The sequence below is a fragment of the Kitasatospora viridis genome (genome assembly GCF_007829815.1).
GTDB classification, from domain to species: Bacteria; Actinomycetota; Actinomycetes; order Streptomycetales; family Streptomycetaceae; genus Kitasatospora; species Kitasatospora viridis.
Genome location: NZ_VIWT01000002.1, coordinates 458,815 through 480,784 on the forward strand (window position 1 = coordinate 458,815; position 21,970 = coordinate 480,784).

General features: G+C 70.8%; 23 protein-coding genes. 10 read left to right on the forward strand and 13 right to left on the reverse strand.

Going from position 1 to position 21,970, the window contains the following annotated elements; all coding sequences use genetic code 11:
• Positions 1-17 precede the first annotated feature (17 nt).
• The 5 genes from FHX73_RS29280 to FHX73_RS29300 are packed head-to-tail and all read left to right on the forward strand — an operon-like array spanning position 18 to position 4,041.
• Positions 18-224, forward strand: coding sequence for a hypothetical protein (locus FHX73_RS29280; RefSeq protein WP_145908902.1), 207 nt, complete (start codon positions 18-20; stop codon positions 222-224).
• Positions 225-248: 24 nt separating this feature from the next.
• Complete coding sequence (locus tag FHX73_RS29285) at positions 249-638, forward strand: TadE/TadG family type IV pilus assembly protein (RefSeq protein ID WP_145908903.1); 390 nt, start codon at positions 249-251, stop codon at positions 636-638.
• A 30-nt stretch (positions 639-668) separates the two neighbouring features.
• Complete coding sequence (locus tag FHX73_RS29290; RefSeq protein ID WP_211786364.1) at positions 669-1,085, forward strand: TadE/TadG family type IV pilus assembly protein; 417 nt, start codon at positions 669-671, stop codon at positions 1,083-1,085.
• Positions 1,082-1,492, forward strand: coding sequence for a pilus assembly protein TadG-related protein (locus FHX73_RS45015; RefSeq protein WP_170305128.1), 411 nt, complete (start codon positions 1,082-1,084; stop codon positions 1,490-1,492). Before FHX73_RS29290 ends, FHX73_RS45015 begins: the two co-directional genes overlap by 4 nt.
• Before the next feature lie 35 nt (positions 1,493-1,527).
• Positions 1,528-4,041, forward strand: a complete 2,514-nt coding sequence (locus FHX73_RS29300; protein WP_170305129.1) for a LysM peptidoglycan-binding domain-containing protein — start codon at positions 1,528-1,530, stop codon at positions 4,039-4,041.
• A 233-nt stretch (positions 4,042-4,274) separates the two neighbouring features.
• Here FHX73_RS29300 and FHX73_RS29305 read toward each other — a convergent pair whose 3' ends face one another.
• Both FHX73_RS29305 and FHX73_RS29310 read right to left on the reverse strand, forming a co-directional pair.
• Complete coding sequence (locus FHX73_RS29305) at positions 4,275-5,915, reverse strand: hypothetical protein (protein ID WP_145908906.1); 1,641 nt, start codon at positions 5,913-5,915, stop codon at positions 4,275-4,277.
• A 154-nt stretch (positions 5,916-6,069) separates the two neighbouring features.
• Positions 6,070-6,870 carry a VOC family protein gene (locus tag FHX73_RS29310; RefSeq protein ID WP_145908907.1) on the reverse strand — a complete coding sequence of 267 codons (801 nt, stop codon included), beginning with the start codon at positions 6,868-6,870 and terminating at the stop codon, positions 6,070-6,072.
• Between the two features lie 272 nt (positions 6,871-7,142).
• On the opposite strand from FHX73_RS29310, the gene FHX73_RS45020 reads away from it, so the two are divergent.
• The 3 genes from FHX73_RS45020 (at position 7,143) to FHX73_RS29320 (ending at position 9,200) form a co-directional block, all read left to right on the forward strand.
• Complete coding sequence (locus FHX73_RS45020; protein ID WP_170304841.1) at positions 7,143-7,526, forward strand: transposase; 384 nt, start codon at positions 7,143-7,145, stop codon at positions 7,524-7,526.
• Positions 7,527-7,546: 20 nt separating this feature from the next.
• Positions 7,547-8,551 (forward strand): IS3 family transposase, encoded by a 1,005-nt coding sequence (locus FHX73_RS29315; RefSeq protein ID WP_170304840.1) that lies wholly within the window; start codon positions 7,547-7,549, stop codon positions 8,549-8,551.
• Positions 8,552-8,705: 154 nt separating this feature from the next.
• The gene (locus FHX73_RS29320) at positions 8,706-9,200 is read left to right on the forward strand and encodes a nucleotidyltransferase domain-containing protein (RefSeq protein ID WP_211786365.1); all 495 of its coding nucleotides are present in this window, start codon (positions 8,706-8,708) and stop codon (positions 9,198-9,200) included.
• 84 nt (positions 9,201-9,284) lie between these two features.
• Here FHX73_RS29320 and FHX73_RS29325 read toward each other — a convergent pair whose 3' ends face one another.
• The 3 genes from FHX73_RS29325 to FHX73_RS29330 form a co-directional block, all read right to left on the reverse strand.
• The gene (locus FHX73_RS29325; protein ID WP_211786366.1) at positions 9,285-10,511 is read right to left on the reverse strand and encodes a hypothetical protein; all 1,227 of its coding nucleotides are present in this window, start codon (positions 10,509-10,511) and stop codon (positions 9,285-9,287) included.
• 45 nt (positions 10,512-10,556) lie between these two features.
• Complete coding sequence (locus tag FHX73_RS45025; protein ID WP_170305093.1) at positions 10,557-10,697, reverse strand: hypothetical protein; 141 nt, start codon at positions 10,695-10,697, stop codon at positions 10,557-10,559.
• Positions 10,698-10,894: 197 nt separating this feature from the next.
• On the reverse strand, positions 10,895-11,707 hold the full coding sequence (locus FHX73_RS29330; protein WP_145908909.1) for an inositol monophosphatase family protein: 813 nt from the start codon (positions 11,705-11,707) through the stop codon (positions 10,895-10,897).
• Between the two features lie 535 nt (positions 11,708-12,242).
• Between FHX73_RS29330 and FHX73_RS29335 the strand changes: the two genes are divergently transcribed.
• Both FHX73_RS29335 and FHX73_RS29340 read left to right on the forward strand, forming a co-directional pair.
• Entirely contained in the window at positions 12,243-13,316 is a 1,074-nt protein-coding gene (locus FHX73_RS29335) for a terpene synthase family protein (protein WP_145908910.1), read from the forward strand.
• A gap of 329 nt (positions 13,317-13,645) precedes the next feature.
• The gene (locus FHX73_RS29340) at positions 13,646-14,176 is read left to right on the forward strand and encodes a chitin-binding domain-containing protein (protein WP_170305130.1); all 531 of its coding nucleotides are present in this window, start codon (positions 13,646-13,648) and stop codon (positions 14,174-14,176) included.
• Positions 14,177-14,225: 49 nt separating this feature from the next.
• Here the strand turns inward: FHX73_RS29340 and FHX73_RS29345 are convergent, their stop codons facing one another.
• The 8 genes from FHX73_RS29345 to FHX73_RS29380 all read right to left on the reverse strand — a co-directional run bounded on the left by FHX73_RS29345 (position 14,226) and on the right by FHX73_RS29380 (position 21,759).
• Positions 14,226-15,203, reverse strand: a complete 978-nt coding sequence (locus FHX73_RS29345) for an acyl-ACP desaturase (protein WP_145908912.1) — start codon at positions 15,201-15,203, stop codon at positions 14,226-14,228.
• Positions 15,200-15,475, reverse strand: a complete 276-nt coding sequence (locus tag FHX73_RS29350; RefSeq protein WP_145908913.1) for an acyl carrier protein — start codon at positions 15,473-15,475, stop codon at positions 15,200-15,202. Before FHX73_RS29350 ends, FHX73_RS29345 begins: the two co-directional genes overlap by 4 nt.
• A 27-nt stretch (positions 15,476-15,502) precedes the next feature.
• Positions 15,503-16,726, reverse strand: coding sequence for a beta-ketoacyl-[acyl-carrier-protein] synthase family protein (locus FHX73_RS29355; protein ID WP_145908914.1), 1,224 nt, complete (start codon positions 16,724-16,726; stop codon positions 15,503-15,505).
• Positions 16,723-17,001: a phosphopantetheine-binding protein gene (locus FHX73_RS29360; protein WP_145908915.1), complete on the reverse strand. Its 279-nt coding sequence runs from the start codon at positions 16,999-17,001 to the stop codon at positions 16,723-16,725. The genes FHX73_RS29355 and FHX73_RS29360 overlap by 4 nt, the downstream gene beginning before the upstream one ends.
• Before the next feature lie 40 nt (positions 17,002-17,041).
• Positions 17,042-18,085, reverse strand: a complete 1,044-nt coding sequence (locus FHX73_RS29365) for a 3-oxoacyl-ACP synthase III family protein (RefSeq protein ID WP_145908916.1) — start codon at positions 18,083-18,085, stop codon at positions 17,042-17,044.
• Between the two features lie 115 nt (positions 18,086-18,200).
• Entirely contained in the window at positions 18,201-19,247 is a 1,047-nt protein-coding gene (locus FHX73_RS29370; protein ID WP_145908917.1) for an NAD-dependent epimerase/dehydratase family protein, read from the reverse strand.
• On the reverse strand, positions 19,244-20,842 hold the full coding sequence (locus tag FHX73_RS29375; RefSeq protein ID WP_246213943.1) for an AMP-binding protein: 1,599 nt from the start codon (positions 20,840-20,842) through the stop codon (positions 19,244-19,246). Before FHX73_RS29375 ends, FHX73_RS29370 begins: the two co-directional genes overlap by 4 nt.
• Positions 20,839-21,759: an alpha/beta fold hydrolase gene (locus FHX73_RS29380; protein WP_145908918.1), complete on the reverse strand. Its 921-nt coding sequence runs from the start codon at positions 21,757-21,759 to the stop codon at positions 20,839-20,841. The genes FHX73_RS29375 and FHX73_RS29380 overlap by 4 nt, the downstream gene beginning before the upstream one ends.
• Positions 21,760-21,970: the final 211 nt, after the last annotated feature.

The window sequence follows — 21,970 nt, forward strand, 5'->3', positions numbered from 1 at the left end:
AACCACGGAGGACCACCATGCGACTCACCGGCAGGATCCACCACGTCTGGACGGTCATCCGCCAGCACCTCGCCGACCGGGCCGAGACGATCCGCAACGAACCCGACGCCGGATACACGACCGAGACCGTGATCGTCACGGCGCTCCTGGTGCTCGCGGGAATCGCGGCGCTCGCCGTCCTCGGCTCCAAGATCGCCGACAAGGTCAACAGCATCAACCTCTGAGGCGCACCGTTGAAGCGCACCGTGATGCCGAAGCGGAAGCCCCGCGCGCCCGACCAGGGATCGGCGACACCCGAACTCGTCCTCGCGACCCCGTTGCTGATCCTGCTGCTGATGGCGTTCTTCCAGTTCGCCCTCGCCGCCCACGCCCACCACATCGCCCAGGCCGCCGCCGCGCAGGCGGTGGCTGCGGCCCGCACCCAGGACGGCGACGCCGCGACGGGACGACGAGCCGGCGAGGACCTGCTGGCGCACGTCAACTCGGCGAGCCTGCGTGATCCCTCGGTCAGCGTCTCGCGCTCCGCAGGCGTCGCGAGGGCGGACGTGTACGGCCACGTGGTGCGGCTGCTGCCCGGGCTGGACCTGGTGGTCAGGGCGCACTCCAGTGGTCCGATCGAGCAGCTGGCCGACGGCTGAGTCCATCAATCAGCAAAGGAGGTAACCGACTTGTCGACCCGAGGAGACCGAGGTTCGGTCCCGGTCGAGATGACCCTGATCACCCCGCTGCTCATCATGCTCACCGTGCTGGCCGTCGCGATGTGGCGGCTGGCCGGCGCGCGCATCGACGTCGAGGACGCGGCTCACCAGGCGGCGCGGGCTGCCTCGCTGACGCGCAGTCCGGGGGAGGCGGGCAAAGCCGGGCGGGAGACCGCAGCTGACGCCCTGACGGCGGCCGGCACCTCGTGCCCCCGGCCCGTCACCACCGTCAACACCGGCTCGTTCCGGCCCGGCGGCCAGGTCGTGGTCACCGTCAGCTGCGAGGTGAGCCTCGCCGACCTCTCCGCCGTGCCGCTGCCGGGCCACCAGACGATCACCGCGGACTTCACCGCGCCGCTGGACACCTACGTCTCGGACCGATCATGAAGGCCACCCGCGATGACGGCTCCGTCACCGCGTTCACAGTCACCGTCATCGTCGGCCTGATCGCCGTGGTCGGCCTGGTGGCGGACGGCGGACTCGCGCTCGCGGCCAAGGTGAAGGCGGTCGGCGAAGCCCAGGAGGCCGCACGAGCCGGTGCTCGCCAGCTGGACCTCGGGCGGTTGCGCACCGACCACACCATCGACCTCGGACCGGCCGCCGCCCAGCAGGCGGCGACCGCCTACCTCGATGCGGCCGGTGCCACGGGACGGGTGACCGCCACCGACCAGGAGGTCACGGTCACCGTCGAGCGCGAACAGCGCACCCAACTCCTCTCGCTGGTCGGAGTCGGGTCGATGCACGAGAGCGCCACCGCGACCGCGCACGCTGCGTGGCGTGGGGGTGCGCAGTGAGGCGGGGGAGGGCGAGGACGGTCGGCCGTGCAGTGGTGGCCGGCGGAGCGCTCGCGGTGCTGCTGATCGGTCTGCCGTACGCGTTGATCCGGTGCGCCGGCCCACTCGACCTGACGCATGTTCCGGGGTGGGACGAGCTGGCGGCCGAGCTCGTCGGCCCGCTGTCGGTGCTCACCCTGCTGCGACTGCTCGCCGTCGCCGGGTGGGGGCTGTGGCTGGTGCTCTGCGGACAGACGCTGTACGAGGTGGTGTGGTGCGCGGTGCGCCTGCCCCGGTTCCTGCGCACCGGATCCGAGCAGCACCTCCAGCATGCCCGGCGCACGCTCACCGGTGCGCTGGTGGTGAGCGTCGTGCTGGGACTGCTCACCCTGGTGCGGCCCGCCGTGGGGGAGGCCGTCGCCGCACCTGTCGCGGTCACCGCACCGGCCAACCCCGTGGCCCGCGCCGCCAACAGTGCCGACGTCGCCGACGCGCCGAGCGTCAGCCGGCGGTGCGAGGTGCGGGCCGGTGACACCCTGTGGGATCTGGCGGACCGTCACCTCGGCGACCCGCTCCGCTGGAAGGAGATCTTCCAGCTCAACCACGGACGCACCCAGGCGGACGGCGGCAGCCTCACCGACCCGGACGTCATCCGGCCGGGGTGGACCATGGTGCTCCCGGGCGTGGAGCTGGTCCCACCAGTACCAAGCGCCGACCTGCTGCCCCGGCCTGCGCCGCCCGCACCGGCACCGAAGCCGGAACCGGCTCCCGCACCGCACCTGGCCACCCCGGCACCGCGCCCCGCACCGAACCCGACCCGGACGACTGCGCACCCTGGTCTCGAACTCCCCGCGGCAGCCGGCTACCTGGCGCTTTCGGTCGGCGTCGCGCTGAGCGCTGCCGCAGTGGCCCGCGCCCTCCAGCGCCGCCGCGCCTACCAACCCGGCGAGCCTGCCACCGCGCCCCACCAGGAGCCGCCCAGGCCGGAGGACTCCACGCTCGCCGCCGCCCTCCGGCGCACCCACCGCCTCCACGCAACTGCCTCGGGCTCGGCCCGCCCCGACGACCTTCCGATCGGTGCCCACGCCGGGGCGGAAGTCGGTGTCCTCGACCTGGTCGCCCGCCACGGCCACCGCTTGCTCGCGCTCACCGGCCCTGGCGCAGCCAGCGCCGCCCGCGCGGTGCTGGCCGCCGTGCTCACCCACCCGGACGACTACGAGCTCATCCTCCCCACCCCGCTGGCCCAGCGGCTGGCACCAGTCCTCGCTACCCGGCAGCTCTGGCCGTCCTGCTCCCGCAGCCGCGACACCGCTGAAGCGCTCGACCTCGCAGAGGCGCGGATCCTCACCCGGGCCCGCGAGCGCGAGGAGGACGCCGGTCGGCCGAACCACCCGCTCGTCCTGCTGCTCGGCGACGTGGAACCGCAGCACAGCGCTCGGCTGGCAGCCCTGTGCAGTAGGGGACAGCCGCACGGCCTGGTGGCCGTCCAACTCGCCGACCTGCCGTCGGACGACGCGGTGACCCTGACCGTAGCCGCCGACGGCAGCGCCAGTTTCACGACGTCACCTCCGAACGGGCAACGCGCACTCCGGCTCTTCCACCTGACGGAGGAGGCTGCCGCAACCCTTCTCCCACTCGTCCCGGAATCCACCGACGGAGAGCACCAGGCCGACACGGTGGAGCTCCCGGCCGTCGAGGAGCTGGCGGTGGCGAACGAGGAGCGGCCTCCGCCTCCCGCCGCACCGTCGGACGACCGCATCCACCGAGTCCGAGTCACCCTCCTCGGCCCGTTCACCGTCACCGTGGACGGCAGGACCGTCACCCGAGGGCTGGTCGGCTTCGCCGGAGAACTCCTCGCCTACCTCGCCGTCCACCGTCGCCCGGTGCCGAAGGAGACGATCCTCGAAGCGATCTGGCCCGAGCGCACCCCACCGGGCGCCACCCAGGCCTTCAACACCGCCAAGACCAGCGTCCGCACCGCGCTGCGCCAGGCGCTCGGCGCCACCACCTCGGTCAACGCCATCCTCACCACCGGTGAACTGACGCACCTCAACCGCGACCTGATCACCACCGACCTCGACGAGTTCGACCGCGCCGTCCAAGCCGTGGCGGCCGCACCCGACCCCATGGCCCGCCTGGCCGCGCACCGCCGGGTCGCGGACCTCTACACGGGCGAGCTATGCGCCGACACCGCGTACGAGTGGGCCGAGCCGGCCCGCGAGGACCTCCGCCGCCGGGCGCTCGACGCCCTCGGCGCACTCGCCTCCGCCGTGGCCGGCGGCGACCCGGAGCTCGCGATGAGCCACCTCGACCGGGCCGTCGGCATCGACCGCTACAACGAGGAGCTCCACCTCCGTCTCGCCTCCGTGCAGGCTTCACTCGGCCGCCGCGACGGAGTCCGCCGCACCTGGGAGCGGCTCACCGCCAGCCTCGCCGAGATCGACGCCAAGCCCAGCCCGCCCACCGCCCGGGCACTCCAGGAACTCCTCCACCCCACCCCCGGACCGAGCCGCCCTGGTGCGCCGGCCCGCCCGGCTCCGCGCCCCGCCTCGGTCCGGACCGCACGCTGACTGGCCGCCAGGTCCGCGCCGGGAACTGCCTGGCCGTCAGGGTGTCCCGTTACGGGTGTCCGCCACCCCGTCCAGCAGGGTGTCCCGCTAATCACGGGACACCCCCGGTCGGCTCGTCCGCGCAGGTCAGAGGCGGGACGGAGGCGAAAACGGTACCCAGGCTGAATACCGGAAGAGGCACTTCTCCGGTCTTCTTACCTGACCCACCGCCAGACTTCTGCGCCCCGCACCACTCACTGGTGATCGCCGACCCCGGCCGCGCGGGCGATTCGGCCGTGGTACCGGGCGCAGAGGTCGTCTGCCGCCTGACGCGCGAACTCGGCCGGCCGCGTCGGTAGCAGCACCGGTTCGGCGCCTGCCAGGTATGCCTCGTACGCGTCCAGACCGGCGGTGAAGATGTCCGCACGCTCTGCCACCCGGCGGTAGAGGACTTCGTGCCGGGCGGCCAGGGACGGGCACCGGTCCAGGATGCTGCGGTGCCACGTGTCGCAGGCGTCGACCCCGCAGGCGTCGAGCAGTTGGACGAAGGCGAGCCGGCCCGCGTCCGTTGCGTCGGCTCCGTCGATCACCACCGTCGACCAGGCGGTCATCTCCCGGGCCAGCGCCGCGTGGTCGCAGCACGCGCAGGGCACGTCCAGCTCCTGATCGACCGTCAGCCCGGCTTGCCACGCCTCCTGCGCCCGGCGCAGGGCGGGCAACTGGGTCGGTTGTGCCCACCGGGCCGTCACCTGCCGCTGCACGGTGACCGGGAGGGCGTACAGGGCGAAGCGGTGCCGCGGACCCAGCCACATGTAGCTGCTCCACACGGCCCACACGTCGGATACGGCCGGGATGGGCCAGGGGGCCCGGAGGTTGTCCAGCCCCCAGGCGAGCAGGCGTCGGCGTGCGGTACCGCACACCGTGTCGAAGAGGTTCCGCTCCTCCGCCATGGCTTCGGCGACCAGGTCGATAGTGCTGCACACGACCATGACCGCCAGCCGGGCCACGGTGGCGTGTGCGAAGACCACTGCGTCGGCCTCGTCTTCCAGCCCGATCGCGCCGAAATTGATCAGTTCGCCACCCAGCAGCAGAGCCCAGGCGTCGAGGCCGGCCAGGTACGCCGCCCCGCACAACCACGGGGCGTCCGCGCGCCCGCCGCTGTCCACGCCCCGCCCCAGCGCCTGGCAGAGCAGCCACTGCGCGTGGGTGGCTTCTTCACGGCCGGGCAGTGGACGGGGTGGCCGGGTGCTGAGCCAGTCCGCGTACGCGTAGTGCTCCTCGCCGCGGTAGTCATTGCCCCACTGCACCCATTCGACGGATGCGGCCCATAGCTCGGTGCGATCGCGGGCGATGGGGGAGCCGCTGCCGATCACGAGGGAGCAGCACTCGCCGATGTGGGAGGAACACAGCTCGGAGACGGAGCGCAGGTACCGGTTCTTCCCCGGGATGGTCAGTGCCTGTGCTGCCGAGCGTGGTGGGGCTGCAGGTACGGACGGGGCCGTCTGCTGCCGGAATTCGTCCCGCAAGAGCTCTCCCACGAGCTTGATCACCCCGCCGAGCAGCGCCGCCTTCACCACGCCCGAGGCATCGCGGTAGCGGACCGAGGCGAGTTCGGTCAGGAACGCCTCGCACCTGGCCCGGTCCGGATGGACCACTGCCCGGTACGCGGCTGCCAGTCTGCGCCCACCGCAACTCGCGCAGACCGATGCCGTGTCGCTGCCGCAGTCGCACCACCGCACGGGTCCGAGAGCGGGGTGCCGAGCCAATGCGTGGTAGTACTCGTACGCCGTCTCGATCAGGTCAGTCACCCCGGCCACCTCGCCGAGCGGGGTGGTGAACCGCGCCTCGAACGCGGCGCCTTCGATGAGCTCGGGCGCACCGCAGGTGCAGTCCACGTGCGGTGTCCGGCTCGGAACAGCCACGGTCTACCTCCGACTTGGTTTCCCGATCACCCCCTGTGCCGGAACAGGCTGCCCATCGGCCGTCGGCGTCAACCTCGCCTGTACTACGGCCGCGGCAAGGTCATCGCGGGTCTGCGGTGATTCGGCGTCAGGCCGTCTTCGGCTCCCCCTTGAGAAGGGCGAACACCGCGCCGGCCGGGTCCATCACCATCGCCAACCGGCCGATGCCCGCAGCGTCCATCGGCGCGATCAGGGGGGTGGCGCCGAGCTGGGTGGCGGTCTGGTACATCGCGTCGCAGTCGGTGACGCCGAAGTACGGGTGCCACTCCGACGTCGAACCGGCCTCCAGGTGCATCTGCTGGAGCTGGAGGATTCCGCCGTGCGCGGTGTCGTCCCCAGTGCCGCCGCCGGGCGCCGAAACCAGGCTGTAGGTCAACTCCCCACCCATCGCCATCTCCTGGTAGGTCCAGGCGAACACGCTGCGGTAGAAGTCCTGAGCTGCGGCGGCGTCGGTGGTGTAGAGCTCCGTCCAGCAAAGGGTGTTCGGCTCCATGACCGCTTCCAGGCCCTTGGTGTCGCCCGGCTGCCAGACGGCGAAGTCGGCTCCCGTCGGGTCGGTGAACTGCGCGAGCCGACCGGCGGTGAAGACGTCCATCGGTGCCGTCCGGATCCGACCGCCGGCCTGCTCCACCGCCTTGCTGGTGGCATCCGCGTCCGTGGTGAGGAAGTAGGGCGTCCAGGTCGGGGCCGCGCCTTCCTCCTGACAGGGGCCCACAGCGCCGACCGTCTTGCCGTCGAGCTGGAAGAAGCCGTAGCCGCCGGCCTCCGGCCCGGCCGACTGGAAGGTCCAGCCGAACAGGGCGGAGTAGAACGCCGCGGCGGCGTCGATGTCGGGGACAGCGAGGTCGAGCCAGTTGGGTGCGCCGGGGACGAAGCGGGTGGTCAACACAAGGGACTCCGATCACGCGATGGTCAGTGCCGGTTGTCAGGATGGCAGCGGAGCACTGCCGGTTGCCGCATCGTCACCCGCTGGGGCGAATCGGCGCGCAGACCCACCCGGTGGCTGCGGTCACTGATGATTCGCCATCTTCGAACGTGCTGGTCGGAGGGGCTGGCGTGGCGCTCCGCCGGGATGCTCGCACCCCTCTCTGTCAGCCTTGGGTGAGACATCCCGCTTTGTCGGGTTAGCCTGAGAGGGCCCGAGTAGGAGTTTCACCCCTGATGACCAGCAGTAATCCGTCCGCCACTGACCCGGCTCCCCGGCCGAAGCGCCGCACGTTCAGCCCCGAGTACAAGCTGCGGATCGTCGCCGAGTACGACGCCGCGCCCGAGGGCGAGAAGGGTGCGGTCCTGCGCCGCGAGCGCCTGTACCACTCGCACGTCACCGAGTGGCGGGCCGCGCGCGACGCCGGGGCCCTGGAGAGGCTGGTCGACCACCGCACGAGCCCGGCCCGCCCGAAGAAGTCCGCCGCCGAGGCCGAGAACGAGAAGCTGCGCCGGCAGGTGGAACGGCTGGAGAAGGAACTCGCCCGGAACAAGGCCGCGCTGGAGGTCCTGGGAAAAGCGTCGGCGCTCTTGGAAATGATCTCCGAGAGCGCGGACTGACACACGCCGCCGACCCCGTCGTGGACGAGGCGTTCACCGCCGTCGAACACGAGTTGGGCACCACGGCCGCATGCCGGCTGACCGGCCGCTCCCGGGCCACCCACTACCGAAGACTGAAACCGCCGCCCGCGCGCCGGCCCCGATCTCCGCAGGTCCAGCCCTCCGCCCTGACGGCCGAAGAACGGCATGCGGTACTGGCCTTGATGAACAGCCCCGAGTACGCCGAGCTGCCGCCCGCGCAGATCTGGGCCCGCGAGCTGGACACCGGGCGCTACCACTGCTCGGTCTCCACGATGTACCGGATCCTGCGCGAGCGCGGGCAGTCGGGCGAGCGGCGCAGGCAGGCCACCCACCCGGCCAGGACGGTTCCCGAACTGGTCGCCACCGCGTCCTCGCAGGTGTGGTCGTGGGACATCACCAAGGCCGCCGGCCCCCGCAAGGGCATCTGGTATCACGCCTACGTCATCATCGACATCTTCAGCCGCTACATCGTCGGCCATACCGTCGAGCCGGTCGAATCGGCCGAACGGGCCGAGGAGTTGATCCGCGAGGCCATCGAGCGCAACGGCATCGTCCCCGAGACCGTGCACGCCGACCGCGGCACTTCCATGACCTCCAAGAAGGTCTCCCAGCTGCTGACCGACCTCGGCGTCACCAGGAGCCACTCGCGCCCCAAGGTCTCCAACGACAACCCTTACAGCGAGGCCCAGTTCAAGACCGTCAAGTACATGGCCGACTTCCCGCCGCGCTTCGATTCCCTGGCCCATGCACGTGAATGGTTCGACGCCTTCATCTCGTACTACAACCACGAGCACCGGCACTCGGGCATCGGCCTGCACACGCCCGCCAGCGTCCACTTCGGCACCGCCGAACAGGTCCGCGACCAGCGGGCCGTCACCCTCGCCGAGGCATACGCCCGGCATCCCGAACGCTTCGGACGCCGTCCCCGGCCGCCCGAGATACCGCAGACAGCATGGATCAACGACCCCAGCAAGCGCAGGGAACCCACACCACAAACCTCATAGCATCACGACCGTCTCACTGGACTTGAAATCTTCCGCACTGGCCGTGGGCGGCAGCCTGAGGTCTTGATCGTCTGGCTGGGCGGGTTGGGGTGGCGTTGTCACGGGAGTAAATCCGCTCGCCTACCGGCGTGATCAGAGTTAGCGTCCGCGAGTGATGACAGCAGACGACGTACTGGCCATCCTCGCCGTGCTGCAGCGGGCGGAAGTGGACATCTGGATCGGTGGCGGCTGGGGCATCGACGCCCTCGTCGGTGAGCAGACCCGTCAGCACCGGGACCTGGACCTGATGCACCGGAGCGACCAAGAACCGGAGGTGCTCGCGGCCCTCTCGCGGGCCGGCTTCGCCGAGACCCTGGATTGGCGACCGGTGCGGTTCGTGGTCACCGATCCAGGTGGTCGGGAGATCGATCTGCACCCGCTGGTCTTCGCTGCTGCGGACGGGTCGGCAGTTCAGGCGTCGACCGACGCTGAGCACCCGTTCACCTATCCCGCCTCGTGCTTCGTCACGGGAACGATCCAGGGGACTGCCGTCCCCTGCCTGTCGGCCGATCAGCAGGTCTACTTCCACCAGGGTTACGAACCGGCCGATCGTGACCGTCACGACATGGCGCAGCTGCGACAGGCCTTCGGCATCGCCACGCACTTCTGACCGGGTCTCCAGGGCACCCAAGCCCGCCCCCCCTTGTTCAGGAAGCGGGTTGGGGCGGTCTCGCCGGTTTCGCCGCCCAACCGGTCAGCCGGTCGACCTGACCGGGTTGCCGTGAAGGTTTCCGTCACCGCAGGGCCAGGAGCCAGACGCCAGTGGGCGCAGCGGGGTCTGGATCAGTAGCAGCTCGCTGTCCAGGGCGAAGGCGACCAGCCCGGCGTCGAGCAGCAGGATGCGGCTGATGACGTTTCGGGAATCGTCGGTCGCGAAGTACTCGTGCTGCGTGAGGCTGGAGTCGACGGCCAGGAGCTTGCCGTCGCGCCAGAACACGGCGGTGCCGGCGGAGTCCAGTGCGGGGTAGGAGGTGTAGTAGCCGGTGAGCGCGGGGCCGTCCACCAGGGCCCCGGTGTCGGTCAGTACCCGGAACCGTGAGCGGGAGGGGAGACGGTTCTCCAGCTCGGGGCCTCGAACCGCGCCGGCCGCGTCGACGAGCATGGCCCCGTGGCTGTTCCAGCGCGCGACCTGGGCGCCGTCGCGGTCGTAGCGTGCGGTGCTGAACTCCCCGTAGCCCTGCGAGCCGATCAGGAACTCCGCCGGCCCGGCGATGGCTTTCCGGCCTGCGGGCAGGGGTTTCGTCGAGGCGACGATCCCGCCGCCCGCCAGGTCCAGGAAGAAGGTGGCGCCGATCCCGCCGCGTCGTTCCACGAAGCTGGCGGCCGCCCTGTCGCCGGAGACCAGCAGCGGCTCCCAGTCGTCGACGTCGACTTCCTCCGGAGTCCACGGCTGCTTCGGCTGCACCTCCCAGTCGGTGTGAACTCCCGTCTCCAGCACACCTGTGTGGGAGAGCGCGCCGAGACTGATCGGCGCCGACCACAGGCACCGGCCGTCGCGGGCGTACCGGGCCACCCGGGGCTCGCGGTACGGGGCGTCGCCGCGCTGGAACGGGGAAGCGGCGGCCCAGGCGAGGCAGAACCCGTCGTCGAGCACCACGAAGGCGCCGATCTCCTCGCCGGCATCGCAAGCAGGTGCGACGACGCTCGTGGTCTCACCGTCCGGGCCGATTCCCTCCAGCACCGGACCGCCGTCGCCCGGCCGGGCCAGCCACAGCACTCCGTGCTGGGAGCCGCGCGACTGCGGACGCCCGGTGCCTGGAAAGGTCCGCTGCCACAACACGGCTCCCGAGAGGTCCACCGCGCTCAGCACCGTTTCGAGGACGTCGGTCCCGTAGCTCGTCACATACAGCGGGCCGGCAGGGTGGTGGGCCGCCAGGCTCCGCACCTGGCCGGGCATGGCTACACGCGTGGGACTGGTCACGGCTCGCATCCTAAGTGGTCGGCACTCGAAGTCCTTCGGGGTTGATCATGTGACCCGGGCGGCGGAGGATCCTGGGTGTTGGTCGGCGAATGTGTGCCGGTCGAGTCGGGCCGGCAGATCGTCCAGGTCGGAGGTGGTGAACCTCTCGGCGGCGGTCAGCACGATCGGGACGGCGGCAACGAGCATGGCGGCAGGCCGCTCACGAGAAGTGGATCAAGACGGTCCGCAGGCTGCCGTAACCGGGCAGACCTCGTGAACAACGTCCATCCGGCGGACCGGCCGCGACAGCAGCCGCAGGTACGGCCCCGGAGCGTGCCCGGTCCCCACAGGCCGGGACCCGGGGATCGGCGTCAGCTCCATCGCGATCGAGCGGTGAGGGTTCGTCAGCCCCGATCAGTCCTGACGAGTTCGAGGACCTCATCGTGCACGCGACCGTTGGTGAACAGGGCCGCGCCCGTGGAGATACCGCGGTCACCGTCCAAGTTGCTGAATCTGCCCCCGGCCTCCTCCACGATCGGGACCACCGCAGCGATGTCCCAAGGGCCGGCCTTCAGATGGAGAAAGACGTCCGCGACACCCGCCGCGACCAGCAGCGCACCATGGCAGACTCCGTCCCAGTCCGACAGCGGTCCCCCCTTGCCACAAGCGGCGACCACCCTGGCACCTGCGGCCTGACGCTGCGGAGTGAGCCGGCTGGTGGGGGGCCAGGTCGCCACCGTGGCCCGGTCAAGGGTTGCGGTTGAGGTGACAGCAAGAGCCTCGCCGGGACCGAGACGTCCGTCGAGGCAGGTGCCGGTCCACGCCCCCGATGCCCGTGTCGCCCACCAGCGGCGCTGCATCGCCGGCGCGGAGACGATGCCGGTGAGGACCTCGCCGCCTTCATCAGCGGCGATCAGGGTGCTCCACCAGGGATCCCCCGCAGCAAAGTTGCCGGTCCCGTCAATCGGGTCGATCACCCAGCGCCGAGCTGACGCCCCATGGGCGCCGGACTCCTCTCCGAGGAAGGTGTCGTGCGGGCGGGCGTCATTGAGAAGGCCACGAATCGCCTGCTCGACCTCGTGATCGGCCACCGTGACAGGGCTGCCGTCGGGCTTGATCGTCGTCGGCACTGCACCCGCCGAGAAGTGGCGAAGGGAAATTCCGTCAGCAGTGTCTGTCAACTGGTGTGCAAGTTGCAGCTCGTTGATCGGCCTCATGCGTACGGGAGTGGAGAGAGATCCATACGGCGGGGCCAGCGGAGCCCCGCAGAGGGAAGACCGCTACAACGCCGCGGCACAGCCGTTCCGAGGACACGGAGTGCAGGTGGCAGTAGGGCGGGTCCAGCGCCTCGCGCTTGCGCAGGTCGCTCACCATGTTGGGGGCCGGGGCAGCGCCCCCGGTGGGGGACACCAGCCATCTGGCGACCCGAACTGCCATCGCAAGGCATTGCTGTTGCGATAGAGCAAGCGTCACGTACTGAGGAGACGGTCAGTTCAGTCGCGCGAACCGTTGATAACCGAAGGAGCCTCTGCCGGGGCCTCCGCGCGGTTGGAAGCCCCGGACGTCGGGCGGAAGGGCAGTGACACCGCCGTCCGGCCGGACGCGGCGAAGCGGGCGCGGCACTGCCGGATCGGCCAAAGGTCGATGAAGACCCGCCATCTCCGGAGGGATCTCCGTGCTGCTCGCACCGGACGAGCTACGCTTCCATTGCGCGTAATTGCCCTGCCAACAGCGTGCGTTGAGGCGGTGATCATGCCACAGGACGTGGAGTTCGAGGTTCCCTTCCCGTCTCGTACCAGCCCTCACGCCGCTGCCGCCCGTGCACGCAACCTGACTTGGGCGCACCGGTACGGGCTGCTGGGAAGCGCGGAAGCCGAGCAGCGTTATCGGTTCTCCCAGGTCGCCGAATGCGGTAGCTACTGTTATTTGGACGTGGCGGGTGACGATCTCGACCTGCTCTTTGACGTCATGGGCTGGTTCTTCCTCTTCGACGACCAGTTCGAGACGCGCTGTCCGCAACGTATCGCCAAGGCCACGGCGGCTTGCCAGGAGCACATCCTGGTGGTTTCCTCCCCGCCCGGCGCCCCCGCTTTGGCGACGCGCCCGACAGCCGTCGCCTTCGCCGACTGCTGGCGCCGCATGTGCGAAGGAACCACACCAAGGTGGCGGGCCCGTACCGCGCACGCCTGGGTGGATTACTTCACCGGGCAGCTGGCGGAGGTCGCTGACGGGCTCAGTCGTCAGGAGCTGGACTTCGAGACCCACCTGGCGCGCCGCCGGCAAACGATCGGCGTCTTTCCCTCCCTGTGCCTGGCCGAGCGCACCGGCCACCTCGACGTGCCCGACCTCGCCTGGCACAGCACCCACCTGAAACAAATGCAGCAAGCCGCCGTCGACCAAGTCATCTGCGTGAACGAGGTCTTCTCCCTGGAGAAGGAGGAGGCCCACGGGTCGCCGAACCTGATCCACGACCTGATGCGCCAACGCGGCTACGACCGCGTTTGGGCGATTCACTACATGCGCGACCTGGCGGACCGGCGGATGCAGGAATTCGTCGCCCTCGACCAGCAACTTCCCCAGTTGTGCGAGCGCCTGTGCCTCACCGAGACCGAATCCCGTGCCGTGGTCCGGTACTCGCAGCTCGTGGGGTACTGGCTTCGCGGAAACTACGACTGGCACCGCGCTACGGGGCGCTACAGGCAAGTGTCCACAGTCCAAGGCGGCAAGGAGTACTTGGGAGCCCTCACCACCGAGGACCTGTCCACTCCAAAGGATCATCCGGCGCAGCCCGCGAGCACCGAGGGCTCACCTGCTTCTGGGGGCTGACCAAGGACTGGTCACGGCTCGCGCCCTACGGGACACCGTCGTCGGAGCCGGATCGATGTGGTGACGTGGCGGTTCTGACCCTTCGGGAGACGCCAGTCCTGACGCAGCGTCAGCTTCAGGTGACAGAAGGCACGGCGTTCGCGGTCTCACGCGAACCCGCGCCTCGCAATCCCCGGGCGACCACCCGGGCTCCGGATCGGCGTTGACCTTGAGTGGCCGTGGTCCGATCGAGGAGTGATCTCCAGGGTCCGGTAGGAGTGTCGGGGCGCGTGGGGGTGGGTAGCGATGCGGTCGCAAAGAGTGTTCATCTGATGATGGGGGTGTTGTTGATGACCGATGGATTCGGGATCGACCTGGAGGCGTTGTCCGCCGCGGTGGCCGGCGTGAAGCAGGACACGACGGGGCGACTGGCGCCCCAGCAGCCCGGTGACAAGCCGGCGTTCGCGTACAACCCGGAGACCAAGCAGCTGCACTCGACTGCGGACCCGGATCAGGTCGCGGCCTTGGACGCGAACTTCCTGACGTGGATCACGGAGCAGATCGAGGCCACCAGCAAGACCTTCGCAGCAGGGGCCGAAACGCTCGCGGCGGCTCCCGCGGCGGCATCGCAGCCCCAGGCCGCTGCGGCGGCCCCGGCCAAGGAAGAGCCCCCGCAGCCCTACAACTACAAGTACGACGTGACCGACGCCGACGGTGCCCTCTCGGCCGCCGAGAGCTCGGGCAACGAGAGCGGGCCGGTGGAGGGCTCCTACTACGTGCTGCTGCCCGACAACCGCCTGATGACGGTGTCCTACTACGTGGACGGCGAGTCGGGTTTCGTCCCGCAGATCTCCTTCCAGGAGAACCCGAGCCCGTTGTAGAGCAGGGCCGGCCCCTGCGCCGGCTCGCCCTGGAACTCCCGCTCATCGGTCACGGGGTGCGCCTGCGAACCGCTTCGCAGGCGCACCCCGTGACGGCTGGGAACCGTGCCACGCGCTCGCGCAGTTCGACGAGTCGCTGCTTCTTCCCCGCGAGGGCCTCCAGGAGCAGGCCGATGCGGTCGCGGGCGGCCTCCCCTTCGGGGCCGAGGTTCCCGCGTTCCATGAGGCGCAGGGCGCGGAGCAGCGGGACGAGCACGCGGTCGTGGTGGACGGCGACGTCGTAGAGGCCCGAGAGGACGAAGCGGGCGGGCTGGGTGCGGAAGGCGGGCATGCCGTGGCCGGGGAGGCGGAAGGTGTCGATGACGTCGGCGAAGGCGCGGGTCATCAGGTCGGGGCTCAGGTCGAGCGCGGCGGTGCACAGAGTTCGGTAGAAGAGCATGTGCAGGTTCTCGTCCGTCGCGATGGCTCGCATCAGGCGGGTGCCGTTCGGGTCGCCGATGGCCTGGCCGACGTTGTGGTGGGCTTCGCGGGTCGCGAGTTCCTGGATGGTGACGTAGGCCAGTACGTGGGCCGGCGTTGGCTGTTCGATCTCCCAGCCGGTGGAGAGGTTGGCCATTCTGCCGCGCTCCAGTTCGACCGGGTCCACGGCACGCATGACGTGCAGGTAGTCGCGCAGTGCGATGGAGTGCCGGCCTTCTTCGGCGGTCCAGCGGTGGACCCAGGTGCCCCAGGCGCTGTCGCGGCCGAAGTGGGAGGCGATGGCGTAGTGGTAGCTCGGGAGGTTGTCCTCCGTGAGCAGGTTGATCAGCAGGGCGTCCCGCACCGAGGGGTCCAGTGGTGACTGGTCGGGGTGCCAGGAGGTGCCGTTGAGGGGCCCCTCGAAGGTGGTTGCCAGGTCCCAGGGGATGTACTGGTGGGGGAACCACTCGCGCGCGGTCGCCAGGTGGCGGTCCAGTTCCCGGGCGACGACGGGTTCCAACTCCCTTAGCAGGTCGGTGTTATGGGCCACGGTCAGCAGGTCGCTCATCCAGCGGAGGCCGATGCCACTGGCGCGGTGCGCAGGAGCCGCACCGCGTCGTCGAGCGTGTCGTTGACGGACAGGCTCCCGAGGCGGTCCAACAGCTGCTGGCCGGTGCGCTCCTGGATCATGACGACCCACTCCATCACCGCCAGCGAGTCGAGCCCCAGTTCGGCGAAGGTCGACGTCGGCCGAACCTCCTCGCGGGGCACCCTGAAGTGGGAGCAGAGGACGTCGACCAGCAGCGTCTCGTTGAGTTCAGGGGTCGTCTCATCGTGCATGGCTTGTTCTCCTTGCTCGCTGCGTGGTCACGACCTGGTGAGGACGAGGACGGCGTTGTGGCCGCCGAAGCCGTAGGAGTTGCTGGCGACGGCGTCGATCCGTGCGGGCCTGGGCTGCTTGCTGACGACGTCGAGGTCGATGTCGGGATCGATCCGATCCAGGTTGGCGGTGGGCGGAACGAGTTGGTGCCACAGGGTCAGGACGCTCAGGGCGGCTTCGATCGCCCCGGCCGCGCCGAGCGCGTGGCCGGTGGTGCCCTTGGCGGAGGTGACGACGGGCGGGCGGCCCCGGAAGATGCGCTGGAGGGTGGCGCCTTCGATGCGGTCGTTCATCGGTGTGCCCGTGCCGTGGGCGTTGACGTGGTGGATGTCGGTGTGGTGCAGGTCGGCGTCGGCCAGCGCGGCGGTGAAGGCCCGTTCGATGCCGATGCCGTCGGGGTGCGGGGCGGCGTAGTGGTGGCCGTCGGTGGAGGCGCCGAATCCGGCGAGGTGGGCGAGGGCCGGGGCGCGCCGGGCCCGGGCGTGCGCGGCTCGTTCGAGGACCAGGATCCCGGCGCCTTCGGCGAGGACGAAGCCGTCGCGGTCGGCGTCGAACGGGCGACTGGCGCCGCTCGGGTCGTGCAGCCGGGTGGACAGTGCGCCCATCTGGGAGAAGCCGAGTGACGAGAGCGGGTGGCACGGCGCTTCGGCGCCGCCGGCCAGGGCGATGTCGCAACGACCGGCCGCCAGAAGGTCCTTGGCGATGCCGATCGCGGTCGCGCCGGAGGCGCACGCGGTGGTGACGGCCATGCTGGGGCCGTAGGCACGGAGTGCGATGCCGATCTCCGCGGCGGCTGCGTTCGTCGTCGATCGGGGAACGGTCAGGGGCGAGAGCGTCGCGTAGTCGTGGTTGATGACCTTGCGGGTGGCGGTGAAGATGCTTTCGCGGCTCTCGCTGCCGACCCCGACGATGACCGCGACACGGGTGCCGTCCCAGGTGTTCGGATCCAGGTTCGCGTGGGTGACGGCTTCGCGGGCGGCGGCCAGCGCCAGGTGGACGAAGCGGTCCATGCGCCAGGCGTTGCGGCCGTGCAGGGTTCTGGCGTCGAAGTCGGGGATCCGGCAGCTGATCGGCACGGGGACGTCGCCCAGGTCCGGGTCGATGGCGGCGGTGGGGCGGCCGGCGCAGACCGCGTCCCAGGTGGTGGCGGTGTCGGGGCCGCCGGAGGTGAGCAGTCCCAGGCCGGTGACCGCGATCTGATCGGCACTCATGCGACGGTGGCGGAACGGAGGTCTTCACCGGCCGCCTGCGGCTGAGCCGCTTCGACGGCCGCCACGGCCTGGGCGATGGTGGTGTCCGGAGCCTTCAGGGCGTCGTCGGCGGGGAGCCGGAGGCCGAGTTCGTCCTGCAGCACGCACAGCAACTCGACCGTGCCGAGCGAGTCGAGGCCGAGGTCCTCGAACGTGGCGTCGGGGGTGATGCTGGCCTCGGGGATGTTGAAGTGGTGGGCGAGCTTGGCTTTGATGGGCTCGAAGAGCTTCGTCACGGGGGCTCCTTGCCTGTGTACGGGGTGGTTGTGGCGGGGCTCAGAGCCTGATGATCACCATGCCGGCGCTGCAGCCGGCCGCCAGGCCGACGAGGCCGATCAGGTCTCCCGGGCCGGCCTGGCCGCTCTCCAGTGCGCGGGCGAGCTGGAGGGGCACGGAGGCCGAGGCGAGGTTGCCGAGGGCGTCGACGATGACGACCAGCCTGTCGCGCGGGACGCCGATGGCCGGGCCGCAGATGAACTCGATGTCCGCGAGCGAGACCTGGTGCACGCCGATGAAGGCGAAGTCCTCGAAGGTGAGGCCGAGATCGCCGATCAGCGGAAGGACCTTGCGGGGCGTCAGCTGCGTCAGGCTGTCGCGCATGCGGGTGTTCGTCATCTGGAACCAGGCCTGCGGCGCACCGGCCGGGCGGCGGGCGTCGATGGTCCCGCCGGTGCTGACCGTGACCGATGGCCAGGCCGTGGAGTCGGCGGCGAACCGGCTCGCGATCACCCCCGTTGCCAGCAAGGGGTCTTCGTGGTCGGCCTCGTGGGCGGTGAGGAGGATCGCGCATCCGGCGTCCGACAGGCCGAGGGACGGCATGGCCCGCACGAAGGCCTGCGCGTCGGGCAGGTACGGGGGTGCGAAGAGCGAGGGGGCCTCGCCGCAGGTGATGAGGACGGTGCGGTACTGCCCGGTGGCGATGAGCGCGTTGGCGGTCTCGATCGCGTTGAGGACGCTGTTGCAGGCGTTCTTCAGGTCGAAGACCGGGCAGGTCAGGCCGAGTCCGGCGGCCACGATGTGGCAGGTCGCCGGTTCGGCCAGGTCCTGGGAGGCCGAGGCGAAGATCATCAGGTCGATGTCGGTGGGGTCCGTGCCGTGCTCGGCCAGGAGCTTGCGGGCTGCGGCCACGGCCAGGTCGGAGGCCTGTTCGTCGTCACCGATCAGGTGGACGCCCTGTACACCGGTGAGCTGGGTCACCAGCCCCGACGGCGGGGCGAAGGGGCCGGCGGCCGCGATCTGGGCCTCGCGCTGAGCCATGGTGACGTAGCGCTCGGGCAGGTGGGCCGATGCGCCCGCGAGGCGGGCTCGGACGTGTGGCATGTGCTGAAAGCTAGCGGTGGTGCTCGCGGTTGCGGTGTCAGCACGGCCGTGCGGCGTAGAACTTGGTTCATTCGGGTGCGGATCCCGTGCCGCGTGGTCCGGGGTGACGCGTGGTTCAGCCGGCCCGGGCTGCCAACAGGACTTTCACCGCATCGGACAGGCCCGCGTCCCCGGCCAGTTGGGTCAGGCCCTCGGTCAGGGTGACCGGCGGAGCGAACCCGAGGTCGGTGCGGGCAGCCGTGAGGTCGAACCAGTGCGGGTGGGTCAGTTCGGCCGTGATGAAGCGGCTCAGCGCGTGCGTGTCGGTCGAACCGGGCAGTCGGGCGCCCAAGTCCCTTGCCGTCGCGGCCAGGTGGACGAGCGTACGCGGGAGCGCCTGCCAACGGGCCGTCACCCCGGCGGCCGCCAGGAGCAGCAGCGCCAGGCTGCCCACCGGCAGCGGCTCGCCCTGCGTGATGAAGTAGGCCCGCCCGCTTGACCGGTGGCCCGCGTGGAGGCGGTCGAGTGCCAGCAGGTGCGCGTGTGCGGCGGTGCGCACGTGGGTGCTGTCGACGAGGACGGAGCCGTCTCCCGGCATGAACAGCCGTCCGCCGTGGACGGAGCGCAGGAGCGCCGGGGTGAAGTGCGGGTCGCCGGGGCCCCAGATCAGGTGGGGTCGCAGCGAGACGGTGGCCAGTGACGGGCCGTTGGCCGCCAGCACGATCTCCTCCGCCTTCGCCTTGGTCATCGGGTACGCGGCCAGGTGGCGCCGCGGGTAGCCGAGGCGCTCGTCGACGTTCTCCAGCCCGCCGGGGCGGAAGACGACGCTGGCCGTCGACGTGTAGACCAGTGCGGGCACGGCCTGCAGGCGGCACGCGGCGATCACGTTCAGCGTCCCGACCACGTTGGTCCGCCAGTACGGGCGCAGCGGACCGCTGCATCCGGCGAGCGCCGCGTTGTGGACCACGGCGCCGCAGCCGTTCGCGGCACGCGCGAGCACCGCGAGGTCGGCCAGGTCGGCCAGATCGCCGTGGTACTGGCGCACGCCGAGTTCGGCCAGTTCGGCGCTCGGCCGTCGGCTGATCGAGACGGTCTCGGTGCCGCGGGCGACCAACTGGCGGCAGATCTCCAGCCCGAGGAAGCCGGTTCCGCCGGTCACCAGCACCTTGTCGGGTCCGTTCACGACGTGCTCCCGAGGCGTTGTGCGGCCCAGGTGGCGAGGTGCACCCGGTCGATCTTCGAGTTGTGCCGGATGTCGGTGGGGAACCGCGGGTGGATCAGGAGCGCCTCGACGTGTTGTCCGCCGGGCACGAGCGCGAGGGCCTCGCTGAGCAACTGGCGTGCGGTGCAACGGCTTTCGCGTCCGGTATCGCGTCCGGGTTCGAGTTCGGCGCAGAGCACCGCGCGCTGCTGCCCGGCCGGTCCGATCCCGACCAGCGCGGTGCGCCGCACCACCGGCACCCGGCCGGTCGCGGCCTCGATCTCCTCGGTGCACAAGGTGAAGTCGCTCCCGGTGACACGATGGGCCTTGCGGCCGTGGAACCACAACCGGTCCTGCTCGTCGAAGCGCCCCAGATCCCCGGTGCGGTGCAGCAGCCCGCAGTCGGCGGCCAGCTTGGCCGCGGCGGTCGCCTCGGGCCGGGAGTGGTAGGCGACGCTGACGTTCGGGCCCGCGACCGCGATCTCACCCACCCCGGTGGCGTCCGCCTCCAGTACCCGCACGCTCAGGCCGGGCAGCGGCCGTCCGACACAGCTGCCTCCTGCACCCTCCCGTAGCCGGGCGGTGCTCACCGCGCTGACCGGCAGGCACTCGGTCGCGCCGTAGACGCTCAGCACCTCGGCATCGGGGCGCAGGACGCGGTGCAGGAGGTCGGCCAGGCGCCGGTGCAGCGGCGCGCCGAACGACAGCACCCGGTTCACCGACGACAGGACGAGGCCGCGTCGCGCGCAGTGCTCGGCCAGCAGGGAAAGGACCGCGGGCGAGGCGACCACCGTCGACGCCCGGTGGTCGAGCAGCGGGCGAAGGACCCGCTGGGGTGGGGTGCGTGCGGGCGCGCGGTGGCTGACGGCGGGCGCGATGGTTGTCAGCCCGAGGGCCGGGCCGAAGAGGACGAACGGCAGGAACCCGGAGAGCAACGGGCCCCGATCGGAGCCGGCCAGCAGGGGCTCCAGGGCGTCCAACTGCCCTGTCAGGGTGGAGTAGTGGTACTCCACACCCTTGGGTCGTCCGGTGGATCCGGAGGTGAACGCGATCATCGCGAGATCGTCGGGTGCGGGCGACCGCACCACTGGGGGCGCCTCGGGCACCGCTCCGGCCACCGGTCGTCCGATCGGTAGGGCGCGGGCCCACACCAGTGGTCGGCCGGCCCTGGTCGCCAGGGCGATCCGCACGTGGCCGTTCGCCCAGCCCAGTACCCGGCGCGCGAGCAGCGCTGCCGGCTGGCCGATGAACACCTCGGGCGCCACCTCGTCCAGGCACGCCCGGAGGTCCGCGCGCGGCAGGCCAGGGTCGATGAGCACCGGGACGGCGCCGAGCCGCAGCAGCGCGCAGATCACCACGGCCAGCTCGAACGGATCCTGGGTCATCACGACCGCCCGGTGCCCGCGCTCGACGCCCTCGCCGCACAAGGCGTCGACGGTCCGCAGAGCTGCGCGGTACAGCTCTGCGAACCGCAGGCTCTGCCCGGAGCCGTCGCGCCGGCCGCACACGAGCGCGATGTCACCGGACCGCTCGTTCGCCACCCGCTCCAGTCGCGCCAACAGGTCGATCGCTGTCACCGTCGTTCCGTCCGATGGAGGAAGTCGAGGAGGTGTCCGGCGAGTTCGTCGGCCACGTCCTCCATGACGAAGTGCCCGGCGGCCGGGTAGCGGCGGACCGTGGCGTGCGGGTAGCGGCGCTGCCACTCGTCCGCGAGCCCGGGGGTGAACACGGGGTCCTTCATCCCCCAGCCGACGAACAGCGGCACCGTCGTCGGTTCGGCGTGGCCGTCGGGCAGGTCCAGTTCCCGCCACACCGGGTCGTCCCCGCCGTCGCGGGGAATGCACCGGATGAAGTCGACCACCGCCCGCCGGTCTTGTTTCTTGGCGTACGGCAGCAGGTAGGCACGGCGCACCTCGGGCGGCAGTCGGCGCCGGCACCCGACCCGCACCGCTAGGCGGGTGAACAGGTTCGTGGCGTGCACCAGTGACGCCAGCGGGGCGATGTCGCGGATCCACCGCAGGTACGCGGGGACGCGGTAGCTCTCCGGGAGGCGGAAGCCGACCGTGTTCAGCACGACCAGCCGGGCCACCACGCCCGGGTTGCGCCGCGCCCACGCGATCCCCAGCGGCCCGCCCCAGTCGTGCAGCACCAAGGTCCACCCGTGGGCAGGCAGTCCCCGCTCGACGACCAGGTGCCCGTACAGGGCCTGCAGGTCGTCCAGTTGTGCGCGCAGGCGCTCGGCCGGCTCGGCCGAGGTCACAGGGCGGGCGGACAGACCCATGCCGGTCAGATCGGGGGCGATGCACCGGTACCCGGGGGAGAGGGCGGTCAGCAGGTGCCGCCACATGTAGCTCCAGGACGGGTTGCCGTGCACGAACAGGACGGGCGCACCGGCGCCGAGGTCGACGTAGTGCTGGTCCGTCCGGGGAACCCTCCGGCGGTGCGGCGCGCCTGGGTAGCCGGGCAGTGCCGGCGACTGCGCTCCCGTTCGCATCACGCACGCTCGGGTCGCCGACGAACAACGGTGGACATGGCTGCACGCTAGCGACTCCTGTGCCGCGAGAGGAGCCGGTTGTCGATGGCGCCACGCGGATTACCCACGCCAGGCGCATTCGTCCTACCGGCCGGATCCGGGAACTGGCACGGCATCACTCGAAAGGGTGAGGATCAGACGTCGGAACTGGCTGGTTCTCCTGCGAATGTGT

Bases quoted from the DNA above. Each gene is read 5' to 3' on its own strand.
- FHX73_RS29280 (WP_145908902.1), top strand. From the start codon at position 18: ATGCGACTCACCGGCAGGATCCACCACGTCTGGACGGTCATCCGCCAG.
- FHX73_RS29285 (WP_145908903.1), top strand. From the start codon at position 249: ATGCCGAAGCGGAAGCCCCGCGCGCCCGACCAGGGATCGGCGACACCC.
- FHX73_RS45015 (WP_170305128.1), top strand. From the start codon at position 1,082: ATGAAGGCCACCCGCGATGACGGCTCCGTCACCGCGTTCACAGTCACC.
- FHX73_RS45020 (WP_170304841.1), top strand. From the start codon at position 7,143: ATGACCAGCAGTAATCCGTCCGCCACTGACCCGGCTCCCCGGCCGAAG.
- FHX73_RS29320 (WP_211786365.1), top strand. From the start codon at position 8,706: ATGACAGCAGACGACGTACTGGCCATCCTCGCCGTGCTGCAGCGGGCG.
- FHX73_RS45025 (WP_170305093.1), bottom strand. From the start codon at position 10,697: ATGCTCGTTGCCGCCGTCCCGATCGTGCTGACCGCCGCCGAGAGGTTC.
- FHX73_RS29330 (WP_145908909.1), bottom strand. From the start codon at position 11,707: ATGAGGCCGATCAACGAGCTGCAACTTGCACACCAGTTGACAGACACT.
- FHX73_RS29335 (WP_145908910.1), top strand. From the start codon at position 12,243: ATGCCACAGGACGTGGAGTTCGAGGTTCCCTTCCCGTCTCGTACCAGC.
- FHX73_RS29340 (WP_170305130.1), top strand. From the start codon at position 13,646: ATGACCGATGGATTCGGGATCGACCTGGAGGCGTTGTCCGCCGCGGTG.
- FHX73_RS29345 (WP_145908912.1), bottom strand. From the start codon at position 15,203: ATGAGCGACCTGCTGACCGTGGCCCATAACACCGACCTGCTAAGGGAG.
- FHX73_RS29350 (WP_145908913.1), bottom strand. From the start codon at position 15,475: ATGCACGATGAGACGACCCCTGAACTCAACGAGACGCTGCTGGTCGAC.
- FHX73_RS29355 (WP_145908914.1), bottom strand. From the start codon at position 16,726: ATGAGTGCCGATCAGATCGCGGTCACCGGCCTGGGACTGCTCACCTCC.
- FHX73_RS29365 (WP_145908916.1), bottom strand. From the start codon at position 18,085: ATGCCACACGTCCGAGCCCGCCTCGCGGGCGCATCGGCCCACCTGCCC.
- FHX73_RS29380 (WP_145908918.1), bottom strand. From the start codon at position 21,759: ATGCGAACGGGAGCGCAGTCGCCGGCACTGCCCGGCTACCCAGGCGCG.